23 protein-coding genes are annotated in these 21,118 nt (G+C 60.0%); 13 read left to right on the top strand and 10 right to left on the bottom strand.

Annotated features, from left to right (window positions below; genetic code table 11):
• Positions 1-21: 21 nt before the first annotated feature.
• From atpH to SynA1560_RS03665, 7 genes are all read right to left on the bottom strand, one after another.
• The gene (gene atpH / locus SynA1560_RS03695; protein ID WP_186470314.1) at positions 22-570 is read right to left on the bottom strand and encodes an ATP synthase F1 subunit delta; all 549 of its coding nucleotides are present in this window, start codon (positions 568-570) and stop codon (positions 22-24) included.
• A complete protein-coding gene (locus SynA1560_RS03690; protein ID WP_255477050.1) occupies positions 570-1,088 on the bottom strand; it encodes a F0F1 ATP synthase subunit B in 519 nt (172 codons plus the stop codon). The genes atpH and SynA1560_RS03690 overlap by 1 nt, the downstream gene beginning before the upstream one ends.
• Positions 1,089-1,090: 2 nt before the next feature.
• A complete protein-coding gene (locus tag SynA1560_RS03685; protein WP_186470312.1) occupies positions 1,091-1,555 on the bottom strand; it encodes a F0F1 ATP synthase subunit B' in 465 nt (154 codons plus the stop codon).
• 80 nt (positions 1,556-1,635) lie between these two features.
• Positions 1,636-1,884, bottom strand: coding sequence for an ATP synthase F0 subunit C (gene atpE, locus SynA1560_RS03680; RefSeq protein WP_006911576.1), 249 nt, complete (start codon positions 1,882-1,884; stop codon positions 1,636-1,638).
• Positions 1,885-2,038: 154 nt separating this feature from the next.
• Positions 2,039-2,767, bottom strand: coding sequence for a F0F1 ATP synthase subunit A (gene atpB / locus SynA1560_RS03675; protein ID WP_186470311.1), 729 nt, complete (start codon positions 2,765-2,767; stop codon positions 2,039-2,041).
• Between the two features lie 21 nt (positions 2,768-2,788).
• Positions 2,789-3,112, bottom strand: a complete 324-nt coding sequence (locus SynA1560_RS03670) for a hypothetical protein (protein ID WP_186501194.1) — start codon at positions 3,110-3,112, stop codon at positions 2,789-2,791.
• Positions 3,113-3,225: 113 nt separating this feature from the next.
• Positions 3,226-4,419: a bifunctional 2-polyprenyl-6-hydroxyphenol methylase/3-demethylubiquinol 3-O-methyltransferase UbiG gene (locus SynA1560_RS03665; RefSeq protein ID WP_255477049.1), complete on the bottom strand. Its 1,194-nt coding sequence runs from the start codon at positions 4,417-4,419 to the stop codon at positions 3,226-3,228.
• Between the two features lie 158 nt (positions 4,420-4,577).
• On the opposite strand from SynA1560_RS03665, the gene SynA1560_RS03660 reads away from it, so the two are divergent.
• From SynA1560_RS03660 to SynA1560_RS03630, 7 genes are all read left to right on the top strand, one after another.
• Positions 4,578-7,541, top strand: coding sequence for a phycobilisome rod-core linker polypeptide (locus SynA1560_RS03660; RefSeq protein ID WP_186501193.1), 2,964 nt, complete (start codon positions 4,578-4,580; stop codon positions 7,539-7,541).
• Positions 7,542-7,960: 419 nt separating this feature from the next.
• A complete protein-coding gene (locus SynA1560_RS03655) occupies positions 7,961-8,446 on the top strand; it encodes an allophycocyanin (RefSeq protein ID WP_067095786.1) in 486 nt (161 codons plus the stop codon).
• A 39-nt stretch (positions 8,447-8,485) separates the two neighbouring features.
• On the top strand, positions 8,486-8,974 hold the full coding sequence (gene apcB / locus SynA1560_RS03650; protein ID WP_186470307.1) for an allophycocyanin subunit beta: 489 nt from the start codon (positions 8,486-8,488) through the stop codon (positions 8,972-8,974).
• A gap of 4 nt (positions 8,975-8,978) precedes the next feature.
• Positions 8,979-9,179 (top strand): phycobilisome linker polypeptide, encoded by a 201-nt coding sequence (locus SynA1560_RS03645; protein WP_186470306.1) that lies wholly within the window; start codon positions 8,979-8,981, stop codon positions 9,177-9,179.
• Positions 9,180-9,289: 110 nt separating this feature from the next.
• Positions 9,290-10,582, top strand: coding sequence for an FtsW/RodA/SpoVE family cell cycle protein (locus SynA1560_RS03640; RefSeq protein ID WP_370523181.1), 1,293 nt, complete (start codon positions 9,290-9,292; stop codon positions 10,580-10,582).
• A 152-nt stretch (positions 10,583-10,734) separates the two neighbouring features.
• Positions 10,735-11,403 (top strand): cytochrome c biogenesis CcdA family protein, encoded by a 669-nt coding sequence (locus SynA1560_RS03635; RefSeq protein WP_255477120.1) that lies wholly within the window; start codon positions 10,735-10,737, stop codon positions 11,401-11,403.
• A gap of 2 nt (positions 11,404-11,405) precedes the next feature.
• Positions 11,406-12,698: a cytochrome c biogenesis protein ResB gene (locus SynA1560_RS03630; RefSeq protein ID WP_186501192.1), complete on the top strand. Its 1,293-nt coding sequence runs from the start codon at positions 11,406-11,408 to the stop codon at positions 12,696-12,698.
• Here SynA1560_RS03630 and queF read toward each other — a convergent pair.
• On the bottom strand, positions 12,670-13,080 hold the full coding sequence (gene queF, locus SynA1560_RS03625; RefSeq protein ID WP_186470304.1) for a preQ(1) synthase: 411 nt from the start codon (positions 13,078-13,080) through the stop codon (positions 12,670-12,672). The two genes, SynA1560_RS03630 and queF, sit on opposite strands and share 29 nt — an antisense overlap.
• A gap of 296 nt (positions 13,081-13,376) precedes the next feature.
• Between queF and SynA1560_RS03620 the strand changes: the two genes are divergently transcribed.
• The gene (locus SynA1560_RS03620; RefSeq protein ID WP_186501191.1) at positions 13,377-13,592 is read left to right on the top strand and encodes a DUF4278 domain-containing protein; all 216 of its coding nucleotides are present in this window, start codon (positions 13,377-13,379) and stop codon (positions 13,590-13,592) included.
• A 331-nt stretch (positions 13,593-13,923) separates the two neighbouring features.
• On the top strand, positions 13,924-14,262 hold the full coding sequence (locus SynA1560_RS03615) for a P-II family nitrogen regulator (protein WP_186470301.1): 339 nt from the start codon (positions 13,924-13,926) through the stop codon (positions 14,260-14,262).
• 15 nt (positions 14,263-14,277) lie between these two features.
• Here SynA1560_RS03615 and SynA1560_RS03610 read toward each other — a convergent pair whose 3' ends face one another.
• The gene (locus tag SynA1560_RS03610) at positions 14,278-15,105 is read right to left on the bottom strand and encodes a TlyA family RNA methyltransferase (RefSeq protein ID WP_186501190.1); all 828 of its coding nucleotides are present in this window, start codon (positions 15,103-15,105) and stop codon (positions 14,278-14,280) included.
• Between the two features lie 98 nt (positions 15,106-15,203).
• On the opposite strand from SynA1560_RS03610, the gene SynA1560_RS03605 reads away from it, so the two are divergent.
• From SynA1560_RS03605 to fumC, 4 genes are all read left to right on the top strand, one after another.
• Positions 15,204-15,419, top strand: coding sequence for a hypothetical protein (locus SynA1560_RS03605; protein WP_186470299.1), 216 nt, complete (start codon positions 15,204-15,206; stop codon positions 15,417-15,419).
• Between the two features lie 68 nt (positions 15,420-15,487).
• Entirely contained in the window at positions 15,488-16,783 is a 1,296-nt protein-coding gene (purB, locus tag SynA1560_RS03600; protein WP_186501189.1) for an adenylosuccinate lyase, read from the top strand.
• Between the two features lie 15 nt (positions 16,784-16,798).
• Complete coding sequence (locus SynA1560_RS03595) at positions 16,799-16,906, top strand: adenylosuccinate lyase (RefSeq protein ID WP_186470297.1); 108 nt, start codon at positions 16,799-16,801, stop codon at positions 16,904-16,906.
• Between the two features lie 18 nt (positions 16,907-16,924).
• Positions 16,925-18,322: a class II fumarate hydratase gene (gene fumC / locus SynA1560_RS03590; RefSeq protein ID WP_186470296.1), complete on the top strand. Its 1,398-nt coding sequence runs from the start codon at positions 16,925-16,927 to the stop codon at positions 18,320-18,322.
• A gap of 16 nt (positions 18,323-18,338) precedes the next feature.
• Here the strand turns inward: fumC and SynA1560_RS03585 are convergent, their stop codons facing one another.
• Entirely contained in the window at positions 18,339-21,113 is a 2,775-nt protein-coding gene (locus SynA1560_RS03585) for an RNA helicase (RefSeq protein ID WP_186501188.1), read from the bottom strand.
• Between the last annotated feature and the right edge of the window lie 5 nt (positions 21,114-21,118).

Below are 21,118 nucleotides of genomic sequence, written 5' to 3'. Positions count from 1 at the left end.
GCGGAGGGGTGAAGAAAGGGATCAGCTCGCCTTGGCGAGAGCAAGACCCAGACGGCGGACCTGGCCAGACAGGCTGGCATCGATGACCTGAGAACCGATGTTCACGACAAAGCCACCGATGAGGCTTGGGTCGATGGTCAGATCGATTTCGACCGTGCCGGTGCCGACCATGGACTGCACCTTGGCCGTCAGCGACGCTGTCTGAGCTTCGGTGAGTGCCTGGGCCGAGCGCACATGGGCCAAGGAGATGTTGCGCGAGTCCCGATACAACTCGAGGAAACGGCGCAACACCGAATCGAACGCCGCAAGACGTTGACGGTCAGCAAGAACCTTGAGCAGATTCATCAGGGAAGGCTTGACCTGCTCGGAGAGCAGTTCAGTGAGAGCCTTCTTCTTGGCAGCGGGCTCGAGCACTGGTGAGGTCATGGCCTCACGCAGCGAATCGCTGGAGTCCCAGAGAGCAAGCAGCTCCTTGCACTGGGCAGCCACGTCATCCGATTCGCTGCGGGCGTCGGTGACCTGAAGCAGAGCTTCGGCGTAAGGGGTGGCCAGAGTGTTGAGTAGGGGCATCAGGCGTCCTCCAGATTGCTGATGGAGGAATCGATGAGACGGGATTGGCCCGCTGCATCAAGACGTCCGGGGAGTTCAGCCATCACCTTGTCGATGGCGGCAAGGGCGGCCTGGCGACGAAGCTCCTCGGTGAGGCGTGCACCTTCAGCGTTCAAATCAGCCAAAGCATCCTGCTTGAGAGCTGCCATGGCCTGAATGGTGCGGAGCTCACCGTCCTTGCGGATGGCTTCAGCACGGGCCTTGCCGTCAACACGGATTTTTTCCGCCTTCTGCTGCGCAGCGGCCAGGTCTTCCTGGGCACGCGCGAGTTCGGCTGTGGCCTGACGCAGACGACCTTCGGAATCCTCAAGATCCTTGAGGATGGCCTGACGACGACGTTCGAGGATTCCACCGAGGAACCCCTTGAGGAACCAATACAAAACCCCGATCACGATGACCAGGTTGATGAGGTTGGTCTCAAACAAGTTGAGGTTGAGACCGAAGCCGCCTTCAGAGGCGAAGAGTGTGGGAAGCATCATCATCAGGCAGCCAGAAGTCGTTTGATGATCTGGGCACTGAGCTGATCCACCTGACCCATCAACTGGGATTGAGCGGTTTCACGCTGAGCTTCGATCTCTCTCCGAGCCTTTTCGCGTGTGCGATTGGCTTCAGCCTCCGCTTCGGCGAGAGCCTCGCGGTAAAGACGGTCCACCTCTTGTTCGGCCTCAACGATGGCGGCTTGGGCAGCCTGACGGGCTCCACGGAGTTGATCCTGGAGATCAGCTTCTAGTCGCTGAATCTGCTCAAGCTTTTGCTTGGCATCAGCACGACTGGTCGCGATGTAACCCTCGCGATCCTCCACGACCTTGCCGACCGGCCGGAAGAACAGGGAATTGAGCAGGAAGGTGAGGAGAACCACCTGAACCGCCATCAGCGGCAAGGTGGCATCGAGGTCAAAGAGACCTCCCTCCGGAACACCTGCTTCAGCAAGCAGAAGCCAGGGCATGGAAGGGTGCGATGGGGTGAATCAAATCGAACGAATCAGGACCACGGAAGGAGCAAGGATCCTTCCGTGCGATGACCTGATCAGCCGGCGAAGGGGTTGGCGAACAGGAGCACCAGAGCCACAACCAGGCCGTAGATGGTGAGAGCTTCCATGAAAGCCAGGGACAGCAGCAGGGTGCCGCGGATCTTGCCTTCAGCTTCAGGCTGGCGGGCGATGCCTTCCACAGCCTGACCGGCTGCGGTGCCTTGGCCGATACCAGGGCCGATGGCGGCAAGACCCACCGCAAGGGCGGCGGCCAGAACGGAAGCGGCGGAGGTCAGATCACTCATTGGTGGAAAGCGGTTGGAGTTGCGCAGGATGAGCGCGGAAAGGGCAGGGCGCGCCCGGGACACTCTCACTGATGAGAGTGGGCCCGGTTCCACCCGGACCTGCGCGCGAAGTGTTTAGCAGATCGCGGGGGACCTGCGAAAGATGAGACGAGGCTTAGTGAGCCTCTTCATGAACGGCTTCGCCGATGTAGTTAGCGGCGAGCGTCGCGAAAATCAGAGCCTGAATGGCGCTGGTGAACAAACCGAGGAACATCGCCGGCAGGGGAACCAGAACAGGCACCAGGAAGGCCAGAACGGCCACCACAAGCTCATCCGCCAGGATGTTTCCAAACAGACGGAAGGACAGTGACAGCGGTTTGGTGAAGTCCTCGATGATCTTGAACGGAAGCATGATCGGCGTCGGCTCCACGTAGTACTCGAAGTAGCGCAGTCCCTTCCGGCTCAAACCTGCATAGAAGTAAGAGAGCGACACCAGCAGGGCCATGGCCACCGTGGTGTTGATATCTGCGGTCGGGGCACCCAGCTCTCCGTTGGGGAGCTCGATCAGACGCCAGGGGATGAGAGCACCACCCCAATTGCAGACGAAGATGAAAAGGAACAGAGTTCCTACGAAGGGAAGCCAGTCGCGATAAGCCTTTTCTCCGATCTGCTCCCGGGCGAGTTCGCGGAGGTAATCCCAGAGAAACTCAAGGAGGTTCTGCACACCTTTGGGATCGCGCTCCATTTTGCGGGTGCCACTCACCACGAGCAGCAGCAGCAGGCCGATCACGACCCAGGAGCTAAGAAAAACCTGGCCATGGAGGTTCAGGTTGCCGATTTGCCAGTAGAGGTGTTGACCGACCTCCAGTTCGGCAAACGGCAGGTTGAGGAGCGACGGAACCATGTGTTGGGGAAGTGCGCGGACTCAGCCGTCGATGACGGTCTGAAGAATCAGAGCTGGCTTGTAGAGAAGGAATCCGAGGAAGGCTGGAAGCAATTCCAGTTGGGGGAGCTTGGCCGCTGCAACGACAAGAAGCATTGGCACAATCAACTGGAACCGTCCAACCTGGCGGGAACCTCCGCCGAGCCGGGCGACGCTGCGGGCGAGTAGACGCAGGTAAAGAAGACCAGCGCAGGAACCCACCAGCAGGCTGCGGGCCACCAAGACATCAAATCGAACCAGCGCGATCAAAGATAACGCCAAGGTGGCCAGCATCAGACGTCGTTGGAGCTTCGCGTACTCGCCCATACCGGAATCAGTCGCAACGGATGCCGCAGTTGATTCGGTGGTGGTGGTAGCCAGCAAACAACATCTGAGAAAGCGCGCGGAATCTATCACGCGTTTTCTCGAGCTCCAGCAGCTCAGACCTCGAGGAGCAGCAGTTTCCGGGCCATCAGCTCCCTTGCCACCGAAGCAGTCTCATCGCTCAGACCCAGCTCACCGAGCGAGCGAGAGGGCTGATTCTCGATGGCTTCCAGCAAGGCAAACTCGGCGGCGCTCAAGCTGATCGGCTCGAGATCAGGCCCAAGCAGGTTGGCGGACGGCCACCCCCAGAGACAGGGTTGTCGACGACCACGGGTCTTGAGCAGCTCGCAGTCGTCATCCCAGGCCTGGGGACGGATGGGCGTGCGGGACACGAAGAATTCGAAATGGCTGATGTCAGGGTCGAGATCTTCCACCAGCAGCCACCGATCCCGCTCGGGAAGCGCAAGAGCTCTCTGCAAAAGCTCCCCCTCGAGCAGCCGGGAAGGATCCCAAACCGCCGGATTGGAAAACCCGGCGAACTGAAGACCCGCCGTCTCGATCAGGGAGAAAAGGCTGCTGAGGTCGTAGCTGGTCTCTTGGGGATGGAGATACATATCCGCGAAATTGGCATCCGCTGCGGTGTCGATCCGCCAGCGCTGCTCGTAATTGATCCGCAGGCGGTTGCTCTCCGGCAGCGACTGAAATAGGTCCCGACCCAGGCGCAGTCCCTCGGCTCCCGTGCCAGCTCCGAGACGGGTCAGAGCTCGCTGGGTGCGGTGGATCTCCCAACGCCCGCCGTTGGCGTAAAGAAACAGATGCAACAGGCCCCCATCAGCCAGAAGCGACGCCAGTGCCTTGAGCCCCGCCAACGGATCGCGCAGGTGATGAAGCACTCCCACAGAGTTGATGTAGTCGAACGGTCCCTCTCCCTGAAGGTCGAGAAGACTGCGCTGTTCCTGACGCAGGACATTGACCTGCTTGGCGCCTCCAGACCGTCGCAGCCGCTCACGGGCCACGGCGAGCGCTCCGGCGCTGATGTCGACAGCAAGAACCTGGGCGCCGGGATTCAGATGACAGAGGTAATCGGTGCTGACACCGGTCCCGCATCCCGCATCGAGGATCCGCACCGGAACGGAGCGATCGGAGCGCTGGGGCACAGCTCCAAGAACAGCGGCCAGGACGCTGTCATGGCACCAACGCCAGTTGTATCCAGGTGGCGGACCATCTTGAAGTGGGTCGCCTGGATAGGGAAAGCGGTCATAGAAATCGCTCACCACGGGTGTGGCGGCATCCGAAGGCGTGGACTGCACGGGGCGGCGAACTCCAGTAGGTGGGATGGATTTGGAGCATTTCACGAGCGCCCCCCACAGCACGCCAATTGCAGCAACCCCTGCAAACATTTGTTCATGCTGGCTCGGGAGGCCTCAGCACGAGCCGTAACGTGGCCAAACCCTGCTTGCTCCCGTTCATGACCGTGACCGCCAGCAGCGGCAGCCCAAGGGTTTCCCCTCAGCTGTACGACACCCTGCCGCTCTCCAGCGTTCGCCAGGCAGAACAGCAAGACCGCTTTCCGGATGGCGGCGAGCTCGACACACTGATCACCTTCTTCCGCAGCGGCAACGACCGGCTGGAAGCGTCGCGGATCATCGCGTCAAATGCCGAGGCGATCGTCGCCCGTGCCGCCAATCGCATTTTTGTTGGTGGCACACCGCTGTCATTCCTCGAAGCCCCTCTCAGCACAGGCGAGATGGCCCGGTCGTCCGACGCCACTCCACTGGCGGCCGACCAGGTGGCATTCGAGCAGTCCGTGCGCACCTTCACCGGCGACAGCGGCATCACCAAACGGGGCAACTTTTTCACGCGATTGCTCGAAGGAACCGGTGGAGACGCCGACGTCCGCGTGGTGCTTCCCACCGGATTCAACGCGATCAGCGTGGCCAAATACGGTCCAGCCTTCATGCGCAAATCCGTGCGCGACCTCGGATGGTTCCTGCGTTATGTGGGCTATGCCCTTGTTGCCGGTGACCCCAGCATCCTTGCGGTGAACACCCGAGGACTGCGCGACGTCCTTGAGAAAAACTGCTCGCTGAGTGCCACCAACGTGGCCCTTCAAGAGATGCGCGCTGCCTGCGCGGACCTGCTGAGGGAGCGCCCCGAAGCACGTCGGCTAGCCATCGATTGCTTCAACGTTTTGTTGAAGGAACTGGCCGTCGCCACTCCCTCAACACGCCAGAAACCCGGCAGTCCAGTGAGTCAGGGCCTACAGCTCCCTGCGATTTATGCCCTGGCTTCGGAATCGGCCCAGCGCTTTGAAATGCGGCCAGGTCTTTCCGGCGCGGAAAAGGCTGAGATCGTTCGCGCGGCTTACAGGCAAGTGTTTGAACGCGACATCGCCAAGGGCTACTCACAGACCCCTTGCCGCTCGGAAGCCAGTCAGCTCGTGCAGGGCAAGATCTCCATGCGGGAATTCATCCGCGCCCTCGGGAAGAGCAAGGAATATAGAACGCAGTTTTACGGCCGTTTTGTGAACAGCCGCGTCGTGGAGTTGGCTTATCGCCACTTTCTTGGTCGTGGCATCAGCTCCCTGGAGGAATTCCGGAAGTCGTTTTCCATCGTGAGTGAACAAGGCCTGAATGGCCTTGTGGATGTGCTGGTCAACAGCAATGAATATGCGCAGACCTTCGGAGAGGAGACCGTTCCTTACCTGCGTGATCTGGGAGAAGAGGCCCAGGAGAGCGCAGGGTGGGGCTCCAACCGACGCCTGTTCAAATTCAGCGCACCCTTCGAGGGCGCACCTCAGTACGTGACGCTCTACGCGTCCTACCGCCAACCACTGGCTGATCAGCACGTCTACGGAGGCGGCAACGATCCCGTGGGCAACCAGTACGGAGCCATCTTCCCCTCGGGCACAGCGTCCGTCTCGACCCGACCGGCACCGTTCAGCTACGACACGCGCCGTCTGCTGGTCAGCAACGGCATGGCACAACCGGGACAGATGGACAGCCCTCAGTTCCGCGGTAGTCGACCACGCAAGGTGGGGCCCCGTGTGGTGAGGCTGCAGCAAATTGCCACCGGCGGAGCAGCCATGCCCCGCAGGGCAGGACAACCCAGCATCCGCAACACCGAATCGTCCACCCAAGCGGTGATTCAGGCTGTCTACGTCCAGGTTCTCGGCAATGCCGGCTATGCCGGTGAGCGCCTGGGATCCGAAGAAGCCCGTCTGGAAAATGGCGACATCAGCCTGAGGGATTTCATCCGCAGCGTGGCGCGCTCCGACGCCTTCCGACGTCGTTACTGGGAAGGCCTCTACATCGCCAAAGCGATTGAGGTAATGCACCGCCGCTTGCTCGGACGTCCCACCTTCGGCCGATGGGAAATCGACGCGTTGTTCGACACCGCGGCTCGCCGAGGCTTTTACGGCGTTGTTGACGCCCTGATCGACAGCAAGGACTACAAGGATTGCTTCGGCGAAGACACGGTTCCTTACGAGCGATTCATCACCCCTGGTGATCTGACCACTCGACGAGCTCCATCCATGCGGAGGCCTTTCACAGCAACAGCTGTGGCCGATCTCACCGTGAGGCCCCGCCCAGATTCCAGGCTGAAAGATGCGTTCAAATCCAGTGGTGACACAACACCCCGCAATCAATCGCAGCGGAACACTGGTGACATCAACCAATGGATCAGTGGGGTTAGCGAAGTGGCTCCTATCGAGCCTTGGTCGGTGATGATGAAGCGAATTCCCAATCGAACGCTCGCAAGATTGGGGGGCAAAGACTCACTGACAGCTCAAGATTGGAGTCGCTCACTTAACTCTCCAAGTGCTTTCCGCAACGGCCTTAGTGGTGCTGGCGTAGCAGACAAGCCCAGTGCGCGTCTTGAGGCATCACTCCCTGTCGGTGATGCTGCTGGCTATCTCAAGCGGTCTGGCTTACCAATGAAACTATCGCTCGTTAGAGGGGCATCAGAATCAGAGCGCCGTGAGGTTGTCGATGCTGTTTATCGACAACTGCTGAATCGTGTTCCACTCGAAGACGAGCGCTTGATCTCACCCGAGTCGCTTCTGCGCGACGGCCAGATCGATCTCGAGGGTTTTATTGAGTTGGTCGCTCTCAGTGAAGCCTTCCAAGACCGTCTCTCTCGGATGGCACCGCTTCGCGCTGCAACAGCCGCAACCCTGGCCTTGCTGGGACGGGCTTCAACCCCTTCAGAAACCAGCCGTTTTCTGCAGATTCGGGCCGAATCCGGTCAACCCGAGGCCGTCAAGGATGTGTTGGTGCTCCGCTCATCAACCGGCGTTGAACCCTCTGAAGTGCCCGATCTTGACAATCTGAGCTCCCGGCGTGGGGTCTCCCAGTCAACGCTGACTCGAACCGCCAGCCTTTACCGTGGCAATGCAGGTCTTACGCCTCCTCCAGGGGAAGCCCTCTGATGGTCAGAAGACGATTGGAGCCGATTTGAGCCAAATTTGTTTTACCTCAAGATTGTTTGAGCCGGAGTCATCAAGACCTCCGGCTTTTTCATGTCTATTTATCAAAAAAAGACCACGATTCAGCAGGCAGAACTTCAGCTTCTGCACCTCAGACTGCCAATGAAGATCTGTTACCGGGGCTCGGCTGCTTCAGGCTGCTGATTGAGAATCACAGTGCTCTGGCTGCTTTCGGCATCCCGAACAGACCGGCGCCACCCGGAAAGTCAACAGATACAACATCTGACCCTCTTTCCACTCGAATTTCCCCGATTCGAGCCCTCGCGGCCTTTAAGCTGCATTTCGATCTCAACCGAGATCTCCACACCACTCACCGGATACCGGTCTCCTACGGGCGGCCGCTTGCTTCGAGGTAGAACTGCATGAGCATCGTCTCCAACTCGATCATCAACGCGGACGCCGAAGCCCGCTATCTCAGCCCAGGCGAACTGGACCAGATCAAGGCTTTCGTCAGCGGAGGCCAACGACGTCTGCGTGTCGCTCAGGTTCTTAGCGAGAGCCGTGAACGCATCGTCAAGACCGCAGGCGGTCAGCTGTTTCAAAAGCGTCCCGACGTCATCTCCCCTGGCGGCAATGCGTACGGAGAAGCGATGACAGCAACCTGTCTTCGCGATATGGATTACTACCTCCGACTCGTCACCTATGGCGTCGTTGCCGGCGACGTGACTCCGATCGAAGAGATTGGAGTTATTGGTGCACGCGAGCTTTACCGGTCTCTAGGCACCCCCCTCGAAGCCATGGCCGAAGCTGTGCGCGAAATGAAAACCGTGGCCATGGGCATCCTCAGCGGTGCTGATGCCGAGGAAGCCGGCTTTTACTTCGACTACGTGGTGGGCGCTCTCGCCTGATCCCCGAAACCAACGCTCCCTTCACGTCACTTCTGATCCATGCAAGACGCGATCACCAACGTCATCAACAAGTCCGATGTCCAAGGTCTGTACCTGGACACGACGTCCATGACCAATCTCGAGAGCTATTTCGCCAGCGGTGAACTCCGGGTGAAGGCTGCCGCCACCATCAGTGCGAATGCCTCGGCCATCATCCGTGATGCGGTTGCCAAGGCTCTGCTCTATTCGGACATCACCCGTCCGGGCGGCAACATGTACACCACCCGTCGCTATGCAGCTTGCATCCGCGATCTCGACTATTACCTGCGCTACTCCACCTACGCCATGTTGGCTGGTGACACCTCCATCCTCGATGAGCGTGTGCTGAATGGCCTCAAGGAGACTTACAACTCCCTGGGTGTGCCCATCGGCGCAACGGTCCAAGCCATTCAGGCCATGAAGGAAGTGACTGCATCTCTGGTCGGTCCTGACGCTGGTAAGGAAATGGGCGTGTACTTCGACTACATTTGCTCCGGCCTGGGCAACTGAACCCATGCGGTTGTTCAAAGTCACCGCTTGCATCCCCAGTCCTGAAAAGGTTCGGACGCAGCGCGAATTACAGAACACCTTCTTTACGAAGTGGGTGCCCTACGACAGCTGGTTCGCTGAACAACAGCGCATCCAAAAACAGGGAGGTCGAATCATCAAAGTTGAGCTCTGTACGGGAAATCGACAGATCAACGTGGGCAACTGAACAACATCCTCCACCATCAGAAACCCGGCCCTGAGCCGGGTTTTTTTGTGGGAGATCCCTTGGCAAACCCTGCTTTGAACGGCTCAATAGAGGCAACATCGTGAATCGTTTTGAGCAGCGCCAGCGTGATCTCCAAAAGGAGTCGATCCTCACGGCGGAGCACGGTGAAGGAGCGGAACCCCACAACATCTCTCCCAAGACCCTTCTGGCAACGCCACTTACCTCTCGACTGGACGCTGTGGCCTGCGGAGGCCAGACTTTTGCTGACCCTCACAGCCATCTGGAGCCTGGCTGGATTGCTTGTACTGGCCTCAGCCAGTTGGTGGGTTGCGGCCCGGGAACAGGGTGAAGGCGCCTACTACCTCAAACGACAGCTGGTCTGGATGACGGCCAGCTGGAGCCTGATGGCCTTCACGGCTTCCATCAATCTGAGGCGATGGCTCAAGGTGGCTGGACCAGCACTCTGGATGGGCTGTCTGCTGATTGCCGCCACCTTGGTGATGGGAACAACCGTCAATGGCGCCAGCCGCTGGTTGGTGATCGGTCCCATCCAGATTCAACCCTCAGAACTGGTCAAACCATTCGTGGTGCTCCAGGCCGCCAATCTTTTCGCCCATTGGAAGCGGACCGGCCTCGATCAGAAGCTGCTTTGGCTCAGCAGCTTCGGCATGTTGGTGCTGCTCATTCTCAAACAGCCCAACCTGAGCACGGCAGCACTGAGCGGTCTCCTGATCTGGTTGATGGCGTTCTCAGCAGGTCTTCCTCTGGTTCAACTCTTCGGCACCGCCATCGGCGGAGCCATGCTTGGAACGGCCAGCATCATGATCAACGAATACCAGCGATTGCGGGTGATTTCGTTTCTGAACCCTTGGAAAGACCCACAAGGCGATGGCTACCAATTGATTCAGAGCCTTCTGGCCATCGGCTCGGGAGGTCCGTTCGGGCAGGGGTTTGGACTATCGACCCAAAAGCTTCAGTATCTGCCGATTCAAAGCACTGATTTCATTTTTGCGGTCTACGCCGAGGAATTCGGATTGGTGGGATCTCTCTTGCTGTTGCTATTCCTGATGCTGATCGGCTATTTAGGCCTCCGCGTGGCCTTACGTTGCCGCAGCAACCAAGCCCGTCTCGTCGCCATTGGTTGTGCCACGCTCCTGGTCGGCCAATCAGTGATGAACATTGCCGTGGCCTCCGGGGCGATGCCCACCACCGGCCTGCCGCTGCCACTGATGAGTTACGGAGGCAACTCTCTTCTGTCCAGCCTGATGATTGTGGGGCTGTTGATCCGTTGCTCGCTGGAGTCAACGGGACTAATCGGCGGACGCAGCGTCGGCCAGAGGCCGGGCTCGGAACGACGTCGACAACGAACAAGGTCAACACGATCGCTCAATCATCCAGCTTGATTCCCTCTTCAAAAAACAACGCCCACAAGGCTGCTCTTCAGCAACGGCTCCGCCGAGATCAGTAGTCTTGATTGCGTTTCCCCTGGATCGGGCAGACCACCATCGCCTTCCTCGACCTGGCCTTGTCCGACCTGGCGCGCAGCGGTGAGCAACTGCTGAACAGCACCCTGCAGCAACCGGGTCCACTGAGCCTGGGCATCGTTCTCCTTGTCGGGGCACTGACCAGCCTGGGCCCTTGCTCCCTGTCATTGCTTCCCGTGACCATGGCTTACCTGGCAGGGTTCGAGAGTGAACAGTCACCCTGGCAACGCAGCCTGGCGTTCTGCACCGGGATCGTCGCTGCACTGGTGATGCTGGGCAGCCTGAGTGGATTGCTGGGCGGAATCTACGGACAGGTTCCCGGGCTGATCCCCACGCTCGTGGCGATTCTGGCTGTTGTGATGGGGCTCAATCTGCTCGGAATTGTTCGTGTGCCCCTGCCGGCAGGGCCCGATCCTCAGGCCTGGAGCCGACGTGTGCCGGCACCGCTTGCCCCAATTGCCGCTGGCCTCGCCTTCGGGCTGGCTGCTTCACCTTGCACCACGCCTGTACTGGCGGTCCTGCTGGCTTGGATTGCCAGCACGGGGAATCCTGTGCTCGGCCTACTGTTTCTGCTCAGCTTCGGGATCGGCCAGGTGCTGCCACTGCTCTTGGCGGGCAGTCTTGCTGCCTCCATTCCCAAACTGATGGCTCTGCGCTCCGTCAGTCGCTGGATCCCCAGCGTTAGCGGCGTGATTCTGCTCACGGTCGGCACGCTCACCCTACTGGCGAGAGTGGTCTGAGCATGCCGATCTTCAAACGATTGCTGGCGATTCTTTCCGACCTGCGACTGGCAATCGCCTTGCTGCTGCTGATCGCTCTGGCCAGTGCTCTGGGGACCATCCTTCCTCAGCAAGAAGCCACTGATTTGTATCTGGAGCGTTTCAATACAGACCCGTGGCTTGGCCTGATCAACGGCGACCTGATGCTGCGATTGCAGCTTGATCATGTGTACGCCAGCAACTGGTTTCTGACCCTGCTGGCCCTGCTGGGACTCGCTCTGATGCTCTGCAGCTGGCGACGGCAATGGCCTGCCCTGCAAGCAGCGCTGCGCTGGATCGATTATTCCCGCCCAAGGCAGCTGAGCAAGCTAGCTCTGGCTGAAACCCGCACCTGCTCAGACAGTCAAGGAGCGCTGAATGCTCTGGCCGGTGAGCTGAAAGCGAACGGCTGGGACGTCCGTCAAAAGAGCGACCGATTGGCCGCCCGTCGAGGCGTGATTGGCAAAGTCGGACCTTTGCTGGTACACACCGGCTTGGTGCTTCTGCTGGTCGGAGCTGCGTGGGGAGCATTGGCCGGACAACGACTGGAGCGCTTTCTTGCTCCTGGACGTTCACTGGATCTCCTGAGCCCCACAGGCGACAGCAGGCTGAGTGTCACCCTCAAGGATTTCGCCATCGAGCGCGATCCCGCCGGTCGACCTGAACAATTCAGCTCCACCCTCCAGCTGACGCCTGCCGGTGAACCCGAGGATGAACGGCAAATCAGCGTGAATCATCCGCTGCGCTATCGGGGCATGACCGTCTACCAGGCGGACTGGTCTCTAGCGGCAATCACCTTGCAAATCGGGCGGAGTCCTCAGTTGCAACTGCCACTCAGCAACTTTCCAGAACTTGGCGATCAGATTTGGGGCCTTGTGCTTCCCACACGGCCAGACGGCAGCGAACCGGTCTTTCTGAGCACAGGCAGCGAACAAGGGCCGGTTCAGGTGTTCGATTCCGACGGGAGCCTGATCACGAATCTGCGGCCTGGTGGCGATGGCACAGACGTAAAAGGTCTTCCGCTGCGGGTGGTTGAGATCATGCCCGCAAGCGGGCTTTTGCTGAAACGAGACCCTGGGGTTCCCCTGGTGTACGCCGGATTCGCCATCACTCTGCTGGGAGGCGGACTGAGCATGGTGGCCACCCGACAGATCTGGGCCGTGACGGAAACAACATCGGCCCGCCTTCACGTGGCAGGCCTCTGCAATCGCAACTTGGCTGGGTTTGCAGCAGAACTTCCTGCGCTCATCAGCAGGGTTGACGCTCTCCGTGACTGACTCGCACCACCGTGTGCACATTGCCGCGGGGATGAAAGTCAGCCTCGAGCTGCATCCAGACCGGATCGCAGGCTCCAACCAGGTCATCCAGGATGCGGTTGGCCACCTCTTCATGGGAGATGGTCTTGTCGCGATAACTATTGACGTAGAGCTTGATGGCCTTCAGTTCCACCACACGAGGGCCGGGCTGATAGAGCAAGCGCAGCACCGCGAAGTCGGGATAGCCAGAAAACGGGCAGAGGCAAGTGAACTCCGGCAGTTCAATCGACACCTCGTAGGGACGACCGGGACGCGGATTGTCAAAACAGATCAGTTCGGCTTCGGCGATGGCCCGCTCGCCATACAGAGGGGTCCGGGTGGAATCCGACGTGGAAGCACTCATCAAAGGAGAGAAACGCAACGCTTTGTAAAAACCCTAAAACCCAACGGGACCGTCGGCGGGAAGCCGTGAGCCAAGCGGAATCCGACCAAAACCCCATCACAGAACACAAAAAGTTCACCATGAACAGCGTAAATGAGGTAGAAATGCATTGAAGGACAAACCGTTGGGCTTGGGCCTGGCTTGCCAGCCCCCTACCAGCCGGAAGTAGCCACCCGCGCGGCGAAGCAACGCTCCTTCCCACGAAGCGATCCCGATCACCGATCGGACAACCCATCATCCCTTCGAGGCCAGTCCCCATGAAGACCCAAGAGCGCACTTATCGCGGAGTCACCTACAACCCCGCAGACCACGAGCGCCTCAGCCACGCCAGCGTGGACCACACCTACCGCGGCCGGCACTACGACGCCCCTTTAAGCCACGCCCCAGCAGCCGAGTCCACCGTGGAACTCCATTACCGCGGCAGCGTTTATCAACATCGCCGCGCTCAGGCAGAGGCCCGGCTCAACTCCTAATTCTGTAGCAACGCGTACATCTCTCGAGAGAGCCGCAGGCCGTAATGGAAACGTAGTCTGCGGCTCCTTCATGGATCTCCGTTTGCACGCTGAAGGCACTTCCTTCCGAGTGGTTCCAGCGAGCGTCCACGGGATTCTCTGGCTTCAGACCCACTTCGAGTCGGAGCATTGGGAGCTCCTGGCCGACGGGCTCATCACCCTGTGCAGAGATGACGCTGAAAGGGTCTGCTCTGATGCAGCTGAAGCAGGTCTGAGACTGAATCCGTTGCCCTACCCCACCTCCTCAAACCGCGTCTGAGAACCTAATTTCAGGCCATCACGATCAGCCGTCATGAAAAAAGTCGAAGCGATTATCCGTCCGTTCAAGCTCGAGGACGTCAAGCTGGCTCTCGTCAATGCCGGCATCGTCGGCATGACCGTGAGTGAAGTGCGTGGCTTTGGCCGACAGAAAGGACAGGTGGAGCGCTATCGCGGTTCTGAGTTCACCGTTGAGTTTTTGCAAAAACTCAAAATTGAAGTGGTGATCGACGACTCAAGAGTCGACACTGTTGTTAATTCCATTGCCGAAGCCGCCAAAACGGGTGAGATCGGTGATGGCAAGATTTTCATCTCCCCCGTGGACACCGTGGTGAGGATCCGCACCGGTGACCGCGACGGTGCTGCACTCTGAGGCCACCCAGCCCTTTCAAATTCTCAAGGTTGCGGTGACCACACGCTCGATTTGGGATGTGCTCACTATGGGTTGATCGGCTGACGCGAGCCAAAGCAGGTACTCATGATTTCCTGCCGGTCCGGTGATGGGTGAACCCACAAGTCCAGAGGCTTGCCATCCCAAAGGAACTGCCTGAGCCATGACCCCGGCGATGGCATCGGCATGGGCCTCCGGATCGCGCACAACCCCCCCTTTGCCGACCCGTTCTCGTCCCACCTCGAACTGAGGCTTCACCAGCACGATGGCTTCACAACTGGAAGCGTGGGAACCCTCGGTCACCATCAGGGCACGCAAGGACGGCAACACCAGCCCTAACGAGATGAACGACACATCGGCCACCGCAAGCGTCGGCCGTGGATCGCCCTGCTCATACAACTCCTCTGCCGTCAGACGCCTGAGATTGGTGCGTTCGCGCAGCACCACCCGCTCATCCGTGCGCAGACTCCAGGCCGTTTGCCCATAGCCCACATCGATGCCGTAGACGCGGCTTGCCCCGTGTTGGAGAAGGCAATCGGTGAAGCCGCCGGTGGAAATCCCCCCATCCAGGCAAACCCTTTCCGTCACTGAGACGGGGAACGCCTCCAAAGCACCCAGCAATTTCTCCCCACCCCTGGACACGAAACGTGGTGGCTGTTCAACCCGCAGTTGCGCAGCTTCCGAAATCTCCTGACCCGGCTTCTCCAGGCGTTGACCATTGACGTCGCGAACCTTGCCGGCACGAATCAGCTGCTGGGCCTGCTGACGTGATGACGCCAGTCCCAACGTGAGGAGATGCAGATCCAGACGGCGTTTTCGGGCCATTTCTTCATAAAAGCAGAGGGCAAATCGGAACAAAATTGTGAGGTTCACTGAGGACCCCAAACAACTCCGAGAAGATCGATCCGAGCCGTTGACCGGACATGTCAGCCAAGCACCCCCCGCATCAGTGCAAGAGGCGTCGCAACGTGCTGGAACTCCTGCACCCCGGTACCTTCGTGACCATTGAAAATCACCCAAACGATCTCCCTCCCTTCCAGGTGATCGAATGTCGGGGTGGTGTGTGCCGGGTGCGTCAGCAAGCCTGGGGCCAGCATGTGCAGTGGGAAGTCGACCATCGCCGCCTCCGTTCGGCTTGACGCCGAGCCAAAGGGTGTTGCACCTGCGTCACCGTATGGTCATGGATTGACCGTTCGACTGCGATCCCTTGATCGAGCGCTACACCCTGCCCGAAATGGGCGAGATCTGGACCGACCGGGCCAAGTACCAGAGCTGGCTCGATGTGGAAGTGGCTGCCTGTGAAGCCAACTGCAGCCTGGGACGCGTTCCCGAAGCGGCGATGGCTGATATCCGCAGCAAAGCGGCTTTTGAACCCGAGCGGATCCTGGAAATCGAGGCAGAAGTGCGTCACGACGTGATCGCGTTCCTGACCAACGTGAATGAACACGTGGGTGATGCTGGGCGCTACATCCATGTGGGCATGACCAGCAGTGATGTGCTGGATACGGGTGTTGCACTCCAGCTCAAGGCCTCGGTGGCGCTGCTGCGCAAGGAGCTGGCGGCACTGGATGCCGCCATTGCCAAACTGGCTGCGAAACATAAATCCACGGTGATGATCGGCCGCTCCCATGCCATCCATGGTGAGCCGATCACCTTCGGCTTCAAGCTGGCTGGCTGGCTAGCTGAAACCCGGCGCAATGCCGAACGACTGGAGCGGCTGGAGGGTGATGTGGCCGTGGGCCAAGTCAGCGGCGCCATGGGCACTTACGCCAATACCGACCCTGAGGTAGAACGTCTCACCTGCGAGCGCCTCGGCCTGACGCCCGACACCGCCAGCACGCAGGTGATCTCCCGCGATCGCCACGCTGACTACATCCAGACGCTGGCCCTGGTTGGCGCATCACTGGATCGCTTCGCCACAGAAATCCGCAACCTGCAACGCACCGATGTGCTGGAAGTGGAAGAAAGCTTCGCCAAAGGGCAGAAAGGCAGCTCAGCCATGCCCCACAAGCGCAATCCGATTCGCAGCGAACGCATCAGCGGCCTGGCCCGGGTGCTTCGCAGTTACGTCGTGGCCGCACTGGAAAACGTGGCCCTCTGGCATGAACGGGACATCAGCCACAGTTCGACCGAACGGATGATGCTTCCCGACTGTTCTGTCACGCTGCATTTCATGCTGCGCGAGATGACCGCCGTGGTGGCTGGCCTCGGGGTCTACCCAGGCAACATGCTCCGCAACATGAATGTCTACGGCGGCGTGGTGTTCAGCCAACGAGTGCTACTGGGCCTCGTGGACGCAGGGATGCGCAGAGAAGAGGCTTATCGCGTGGTGCAGCGCAATGCACACACCGCCTGGAACACCGATGGAGGCGACTTCCGAGCCAACCTGGCGGCCGATCCGGACGTCACCGCGAAGCTCACCCCTGAGCAGCTCAATGACTGCTTCAGCACCGAGCTGCACCAGCAGAATCTGGGGGTGATCTGGGACCGTCTCGGACTCTGATTTGGCGATTACGGCATGTTCTGGACCCCCTACGCAGACTGGATCTATGTGGTGGTGAGTGTCAGCGGCATGCTGCTGATCATCGCTCTGGTGCTGCGGCCCGGCGCGGGCCCGCGCTCATGAACCTTCTGCTGGCCTGGAATGCCTGAAGCGACACGGATCGAAACCGACAGCATGGGTGCCGTGGAGGTGCCCATTGAGGCGCTCTGGGGCGCCCAGACCCAGCGATCACTGCAAAACTTCGCGATCGCCTCCGACCAGATGCCTGCGGAATTGATCCACGCTCTGGCGCGGATCAAACAGGCAGCAGCCATCACCAATGCACGGCTTGGGGTGCTGGATCAAGAGCGCTGTGAACAGATCGTGGCAGCAGCCATCGCCGTGGCCGAAGGACAGCACGACGCCCAGTTCCCCCTGCGGGTCTGGCAAACCGGGAGCGGCACGCAAACCAACATGAACCTCAATGAGGTCATCAGCAACCTGGCATCTCAGGCTGCGGGAGAACCGCTAGGGAGCCACCACCCCGTGCATCCAAACGACCACGTCAACTGCTCGCAATCGACCAACGACGCGTTTCCAGCGGCGATCCATGTGGCAGCCGTTGAGGGCATCACTCGGCGATTGCTGCCGGAATTGGAGTGTCTGCAGGCTGCTTTCGCGGCCAAAGCGACGGCCTGGGAGACGATCGTGAAGATCGGTCGGACGCATCTTCAAGATGCGGTGCCGCTCACCCTTGGCCAAGAGGCCTCGGCCTGGCGAGACCAGATCGGCATGGCCGCCCAACGCATCGATGCCAGCCTCAGTGAAGTGCTGCCGCTACCCCTGGGAGGCACAGCTGTCGGAACCGGACTCAATGCGCCTAACGGCTTCGCTGAGCAGGCTGCCGCGGAACTGGCCAAGGTCACGGGCCTGCCATTCAGCACAGCCCCCAACAAGTTCGCGGTGATGGCAGGCCATGACGGCCTGGTGAATGCGATGGGTCAGCTGCGGCAGCTGGCGGTGAGCTTGCTCAAGATCGCCAACGACATCCGCTTGCTCGCCTGCGGACCCAGGGCTGGGCTGAATGAGCTGGAGCTGCCCGCCAATGAGCCGGGCAGCTCGATCATGCCGGGCAAGGTGAACCCAACTCAGTGTGAGGCCATGGCGATGGTTTGCACGCAGGTGATCGGTCTCGACGCCGCTGTGGCCATGGCTGGCTCCGGCGGACATCTGCAGATGAACGTCTACAAACCCCTGATCGGTTTCAACCTGCTGCAGGCCATCACCCTGCTAACGGATGCCTGCCGCTGCTTCCGGGTGTCGATGGTCGAGGGCATCGAACCCAACGCCAAACGCATTCAGTCCTACCTGGAACAGTCGCTGATGCTGGTGACGCCTCTTGCTCCGGTCATTGGCTACGACAAGGCCAGTGCCATTGCGAAGCATGCCCATGACCAGGGTTCAAGCTTGCGCGAAGCCGCCCTTGAACTGGGCTATGTGACCGGTGAAGAATTTGATCGCATCGTGGATCCCGCTGCGATGGCCATCTGCCAAGGCTGATGAGGCGAAAGGCTGATTAAGCGGCCCGCTCGGTTGCCGGATTCAGCCCCTCCGCCTCGGCCGCCGCGGCCTTGAGAAGATCATCGGCTTCGGCCACGGGGAAGCGATTGATGGCCTTCAGCGCCTGACGGGCCTTGCTGCGGAGCTGCTCACTGATCGCTTCGCAGTAGGGCACCTGAGCCAGCAGATCCACAGTCCGGCGCATGATCCGCACCACATCGCCTTCATCCAGAGACGTGTTGGCGATCAGATCATTCCAGGAAGTGCCACTCGCCCAGGCCTCCACGAGGCCCATCAGCTCGGGCTCCCACCAGGCAGGCACAACCACCTGGTGGTGCTCCTGAGCCCGCAACAGTTCCCGCCGCAGTCCAGACAAATCCTGGAGCGCCTCTTCCGCCCGTGCCGGCGGCGGGAAGCCACTCCACAGATCCGGTCGATTCACTTCGGTGCTGATGGCTTCAAACACTGCGGCCAGTTCCGCCGGGGGCAGGTCATCGAGATGACCACTCATCAGCGCCAAGCCGAGCCACAGCTCGTTGTCGCCTCGCAAGGCCGCAACGGTGCGGCCGATCTCCGTGGGCTCCAGGTCATCGAGAGCCGCAAAATGCTGAAGGATCTCCATGAGAGAAAGGAATGTGTCCCAGTGGCGGTTCGCCCGGTGATGCAACAGCTGCTGGCGCTCGGCAATCTCCACCTCCAGATCTTCCATGCGGCGGCGATGCTTCTTGAGCTGCTTGCGATCGCCCCAGCGATGGGCCGGATGCGCCTCGAGATCCGCTTCCAGATCCTTTACGGTCTGGGCCTGAGACAGCACTTCACCCGCCAGGTCGTACTGCGGCGTGGTCATGTCATGCCGCTGAGCCATATGGCCCACGGCAAGGGCCAGACCACCGCTTTGCTGGTCACCATGACGCAATTCACCGGGCCGGCTGAGTTCAGGGGCTTGCACACCCTCCACCTGAAGGCAGCTGAGTTCGGCGTGCAGGCTCACCACGGCCTGACACGGCACCAGCAGCCAGACATTGTCGAGCGTGAGACAGAGCAGCAGCGGAAACTGGCCTGGCCCCTCACATTTCTGGACGATCACCGCGGGAGTCACTCCGCCTCTGAGCTGGGGCGACTTCAGACTGACCAGGGTCCCAACGCTGGCGAACTGCAAGGCCAGCGTGAGTTCATGGGCCAAGGTTTCTTCAGCCTGCTGCTGAAGGATGCGCAGCAGACGACGCTCCTCTCGCAATCGTCCCCGGCGCTTTTCGTAGTCCTCGAAATCTTCCCAGGGGACATCACCAGCTGATCCCTGCAATTGCCCAAGCTGCAGTCGCAGCTGTTCGAGGATCTCTTCCTCTTCCACAAGGTCAAGGCTGGCCAGATAACGACCAAAGCTGCGTTCCACCAGCTCGCGCGCCTTGGCCAGGTCGTGACGCTGCAGGAGGTTCAAAACCATGCCGTAACTTGGCGTGAACTGACTCACCAGAGGGTCTGCCGGGCTGGTGGCCAACTGACCCGCCTCACGTACCCCTTCGAATCGGCTTTGCACCGTGACCACATAACCCTTGGAATCCAAGCCACGTCGTCCGGCCCGTCCGGCCATCTGCAGGAATTCACTCGCCATCAGCGGGCGATGGCCACGCTCAGTGCGTTTCGACAGAGACGCGATCACCGTGCTGCGAGCGGGCATGTTGATGCCTGCGGCAAGCGTTTCGGTGGCGAACACCACCTTCACCAAACCCTGCTGAAACAGCTCTTCAATCAACTCTTTCCAGGCCGGCAGAACCCCGGCGTGATGAGCGGCAATGCCACGGAGCAGAGCATCGGCATGCAGACCATCGCGCACCGCTTCCGGGTTGGCAGCGCTGTAAACCTTCAGGCGATCTCGGATCCGAGCCTGCTCGGCGTCCGTGACCAGACACTGCACGCCAAGATCGCGCACCGCCTTGTCACAACCGCGGCGGCTAAAAATAAAATAGATGGCCGGCAGCATGTCGCGCTCAGCCATCTGCGCCACCACAAAACTGATCGGCGGGGGCTCCGGCTGAGGAGGACGGGGCGAACGCCCCTTGCGCTTGTGGCCCTTGGGTGCACGCCAGACCTTGCAGTTGGGATGCAGTCCAGTGCCCTCATCGTTGAGGAGCGGATGCAGCCCTTTGGCACTGCAGAAGCTGAACTGCAACGGCACCGGCCTGAAGTCGCTGAGCACCAAACGGGTGGGGCCATGGACCCGTTCAATCCAATCGGTGAGCTGCCCTGCATTGGCCACCGTTGCCGACAGCGCGACGAGCTGAACAACCGGCGGGCAGTGAATGATGGATTCTTCCCAAACAGTTCCTCGCTGGGAATCGTTCATGTAGTGGCACTCATCCAGCACCACGGCCTCCACATCCGCCAGGGGGTCGTCATGCTCATCCGCCTCGGCGTAAAGCATGTTCCGGAAGATTTCCGTGGTCATGACCACGATCGATGCGTCGCGATTGACGCTGAGATCACCGGTCATCAGACCGACGTTCTCAACGCCGAACTGCTCGCGGAAATCACGCAGCTTCTGATTGGACAACGCCTTTAAAGGCGTGGTGTAAAAAACCTTCTGACCATGCGCCATCGCCCTGTGAATGGCGTATTCACCGATCAACGTTTTCCCTGAACCCGTGGGAGCGCTGACCACCACCGAATGGCCCTGGTTGAGCGCATCAATCGCGTCCAACTGAAAGTCATCCAGTGGAAACGGAAAGAGTCGCGCCGGATCCGGAGATCCCACGCTTTCGGGCTTTGCAGCCTGGGTCTCAGGATCCGGCATGTGGC

It is taken from the genome of Synechococcus sp. A15-60, from assembly GCF_014280095.1.
Lineage (GTDB): Bacteria > Cyanobacteriota > Cyanobacteriia > PCC-6307 > Cyanobiaceae > Synechococcus_C.
The sequence above is the reverse complement of the archived record's forward strand: the minus strand, read 5'-3'. Positions and strand labels throughout refer to the sequence as shown.

What these genes read in the sequence shown, in the direction of transcription:
- SynA1560_RS03620 (WP_186501191.1), top strand. Translation starts at nt 13,377, where the DNA reads ATGAAGACCCAAGAGCGCACTTATCGCGGAGTCACCTACAACCCCGCA.
- SynA1560_RS03610 (WP_186501190.1), bottom strand. Translation starts at nt 15,105, where the DNA reads ATGGCCCGAAAACGCCGTCTGGATCTGCATCTCCTCACGTTGGGACTG.
- SynA1560_RS03595 (WP_186470297.1), top strand. Translation starts at nt 16,799, where the DNA reads ATGTTCTGGACCCCCTACGCAGACTGGATCTATGTGGTGGTGAGTGTC.
- atpB (WP_186470311.1), bottom strand. Translation starts at nt 2,767, where the DNA reads ATGGTTCCGTCGCTCCTCAACCTGCCGTTTGCCGAACTGGAGGTCGGT.
- SynA1560_RS03690 (WP_255477050.1), bottom strand. Translation starts at nt 1,088, where the DNA reads ATGATGCTTCCCACACTCTTCGCCTCTGAAGGCGGCTTCGGTCTCAAC.
- queF (WP_186470304.1), bottom strand. Translation starts at nt 13,080, where the DNA reads ATGAGTGCTTCCACGTCGGATTCCACCCGGACCCCTCTGTATGGCGAG.
- SynA1560_RS03660 (WP_186501193.1), top strand. Translation starts at nt 4,578, where the DNA reads ATGACCGTGACCGCCAGCAGCGGCAGCCCAAGGGTTTCCCCTCAGCTG.
- SynA1560_RS03670 (WP_186501194.1), bottom strand. Translation starts at nt 3,112, where the DNA reads ATGGGCGAGTACGCGAAGCTCCAACGACGTCTGATGCTGGCCACCTTG.
- SynA1560_RS03685 (WP_186470312.1), bottom strand. Translation starts at nt 1,555, where the DNA reads ATGCCCTGGCTTCTGCTTGCTGAAGCAGGTGTTCCGGAGGGAGGTCTC.
- fumC (WP_186470296.1), top strand. Translation starts at nt 16,925, where the DNA reads ATGCCTGAAGCGACACGGATCGAAACCGACAGCATGGGTGCCGTGGAG.
- apcB (WP_186470307.1), top strand. Translation starts at nt 8,486, where the DNA reads ATGCAAGACGCGATCACCAACGTCATCAACAAGTCCGATGTCCAAGGT.
- atpE (WP_006911576.1), bottom strand. Translation starts at nt 1,884, where the DNA reads ATGAGTGATCTGACCTCCGCCGCTTCCGTTCTGGCCGCCGCCCTTGCG.
- SynA1560_RS03630 (WP_186501192.1), top strand. Translation starts at nt 11,406, where the DNA reads ATGCCGATCTTCAAACGATTGCTGGCGATTCTTTCCGACCTGCGACTG.
- atpH (WP_186470314.1), bottom strand. Translation starts at nt 570, where the DNA reads ATGCCCCTACTCAACACTCTGGCCACCCCTTACGCCGAAGCTCTGCTT.
- SynA1560_RS03585 (WP_186501188.1), bottom strand. Translation starts at nt 21,113, where the DNA reads ATGCCGGATCCTGAGACCCAGGCTGCAAAGCCCGAAAGCGTGGGATCT.
- SynA1560_RS03645 (WP_186470306.1), top strand. Translation starts at nt 8,979, where the DNA reads ATGCGGTTGTTCAAAGTCACCGCTTGCATCCCCAGTCCTGAAAAGGTT.
- SynA1560_RS03655 (WP_067095786.1), top strand. Translation starts at nt 7,961, where the DNA reads ATGAGCATCGTCTCCAACTCGATCATCAACGCGGACGCCGAAGCCCGC.
- SynA1560_RS03605 (WP_186470299.1), top strand. Translation starts at nt 15,204, where the DNA reads ATGTCAGCCAAGCACCCCCCGCATCAGTGCAAGAGGCGTCGCAACGTG.
- SynA1560_RS03615 (WP_186470301.1), top strand. Translation starts at nt 13,924, where the DNA reads ATGAAAAAAGTCGAAGCGATTATCCGTCCGTTCAAGCTCGAGGACGTC.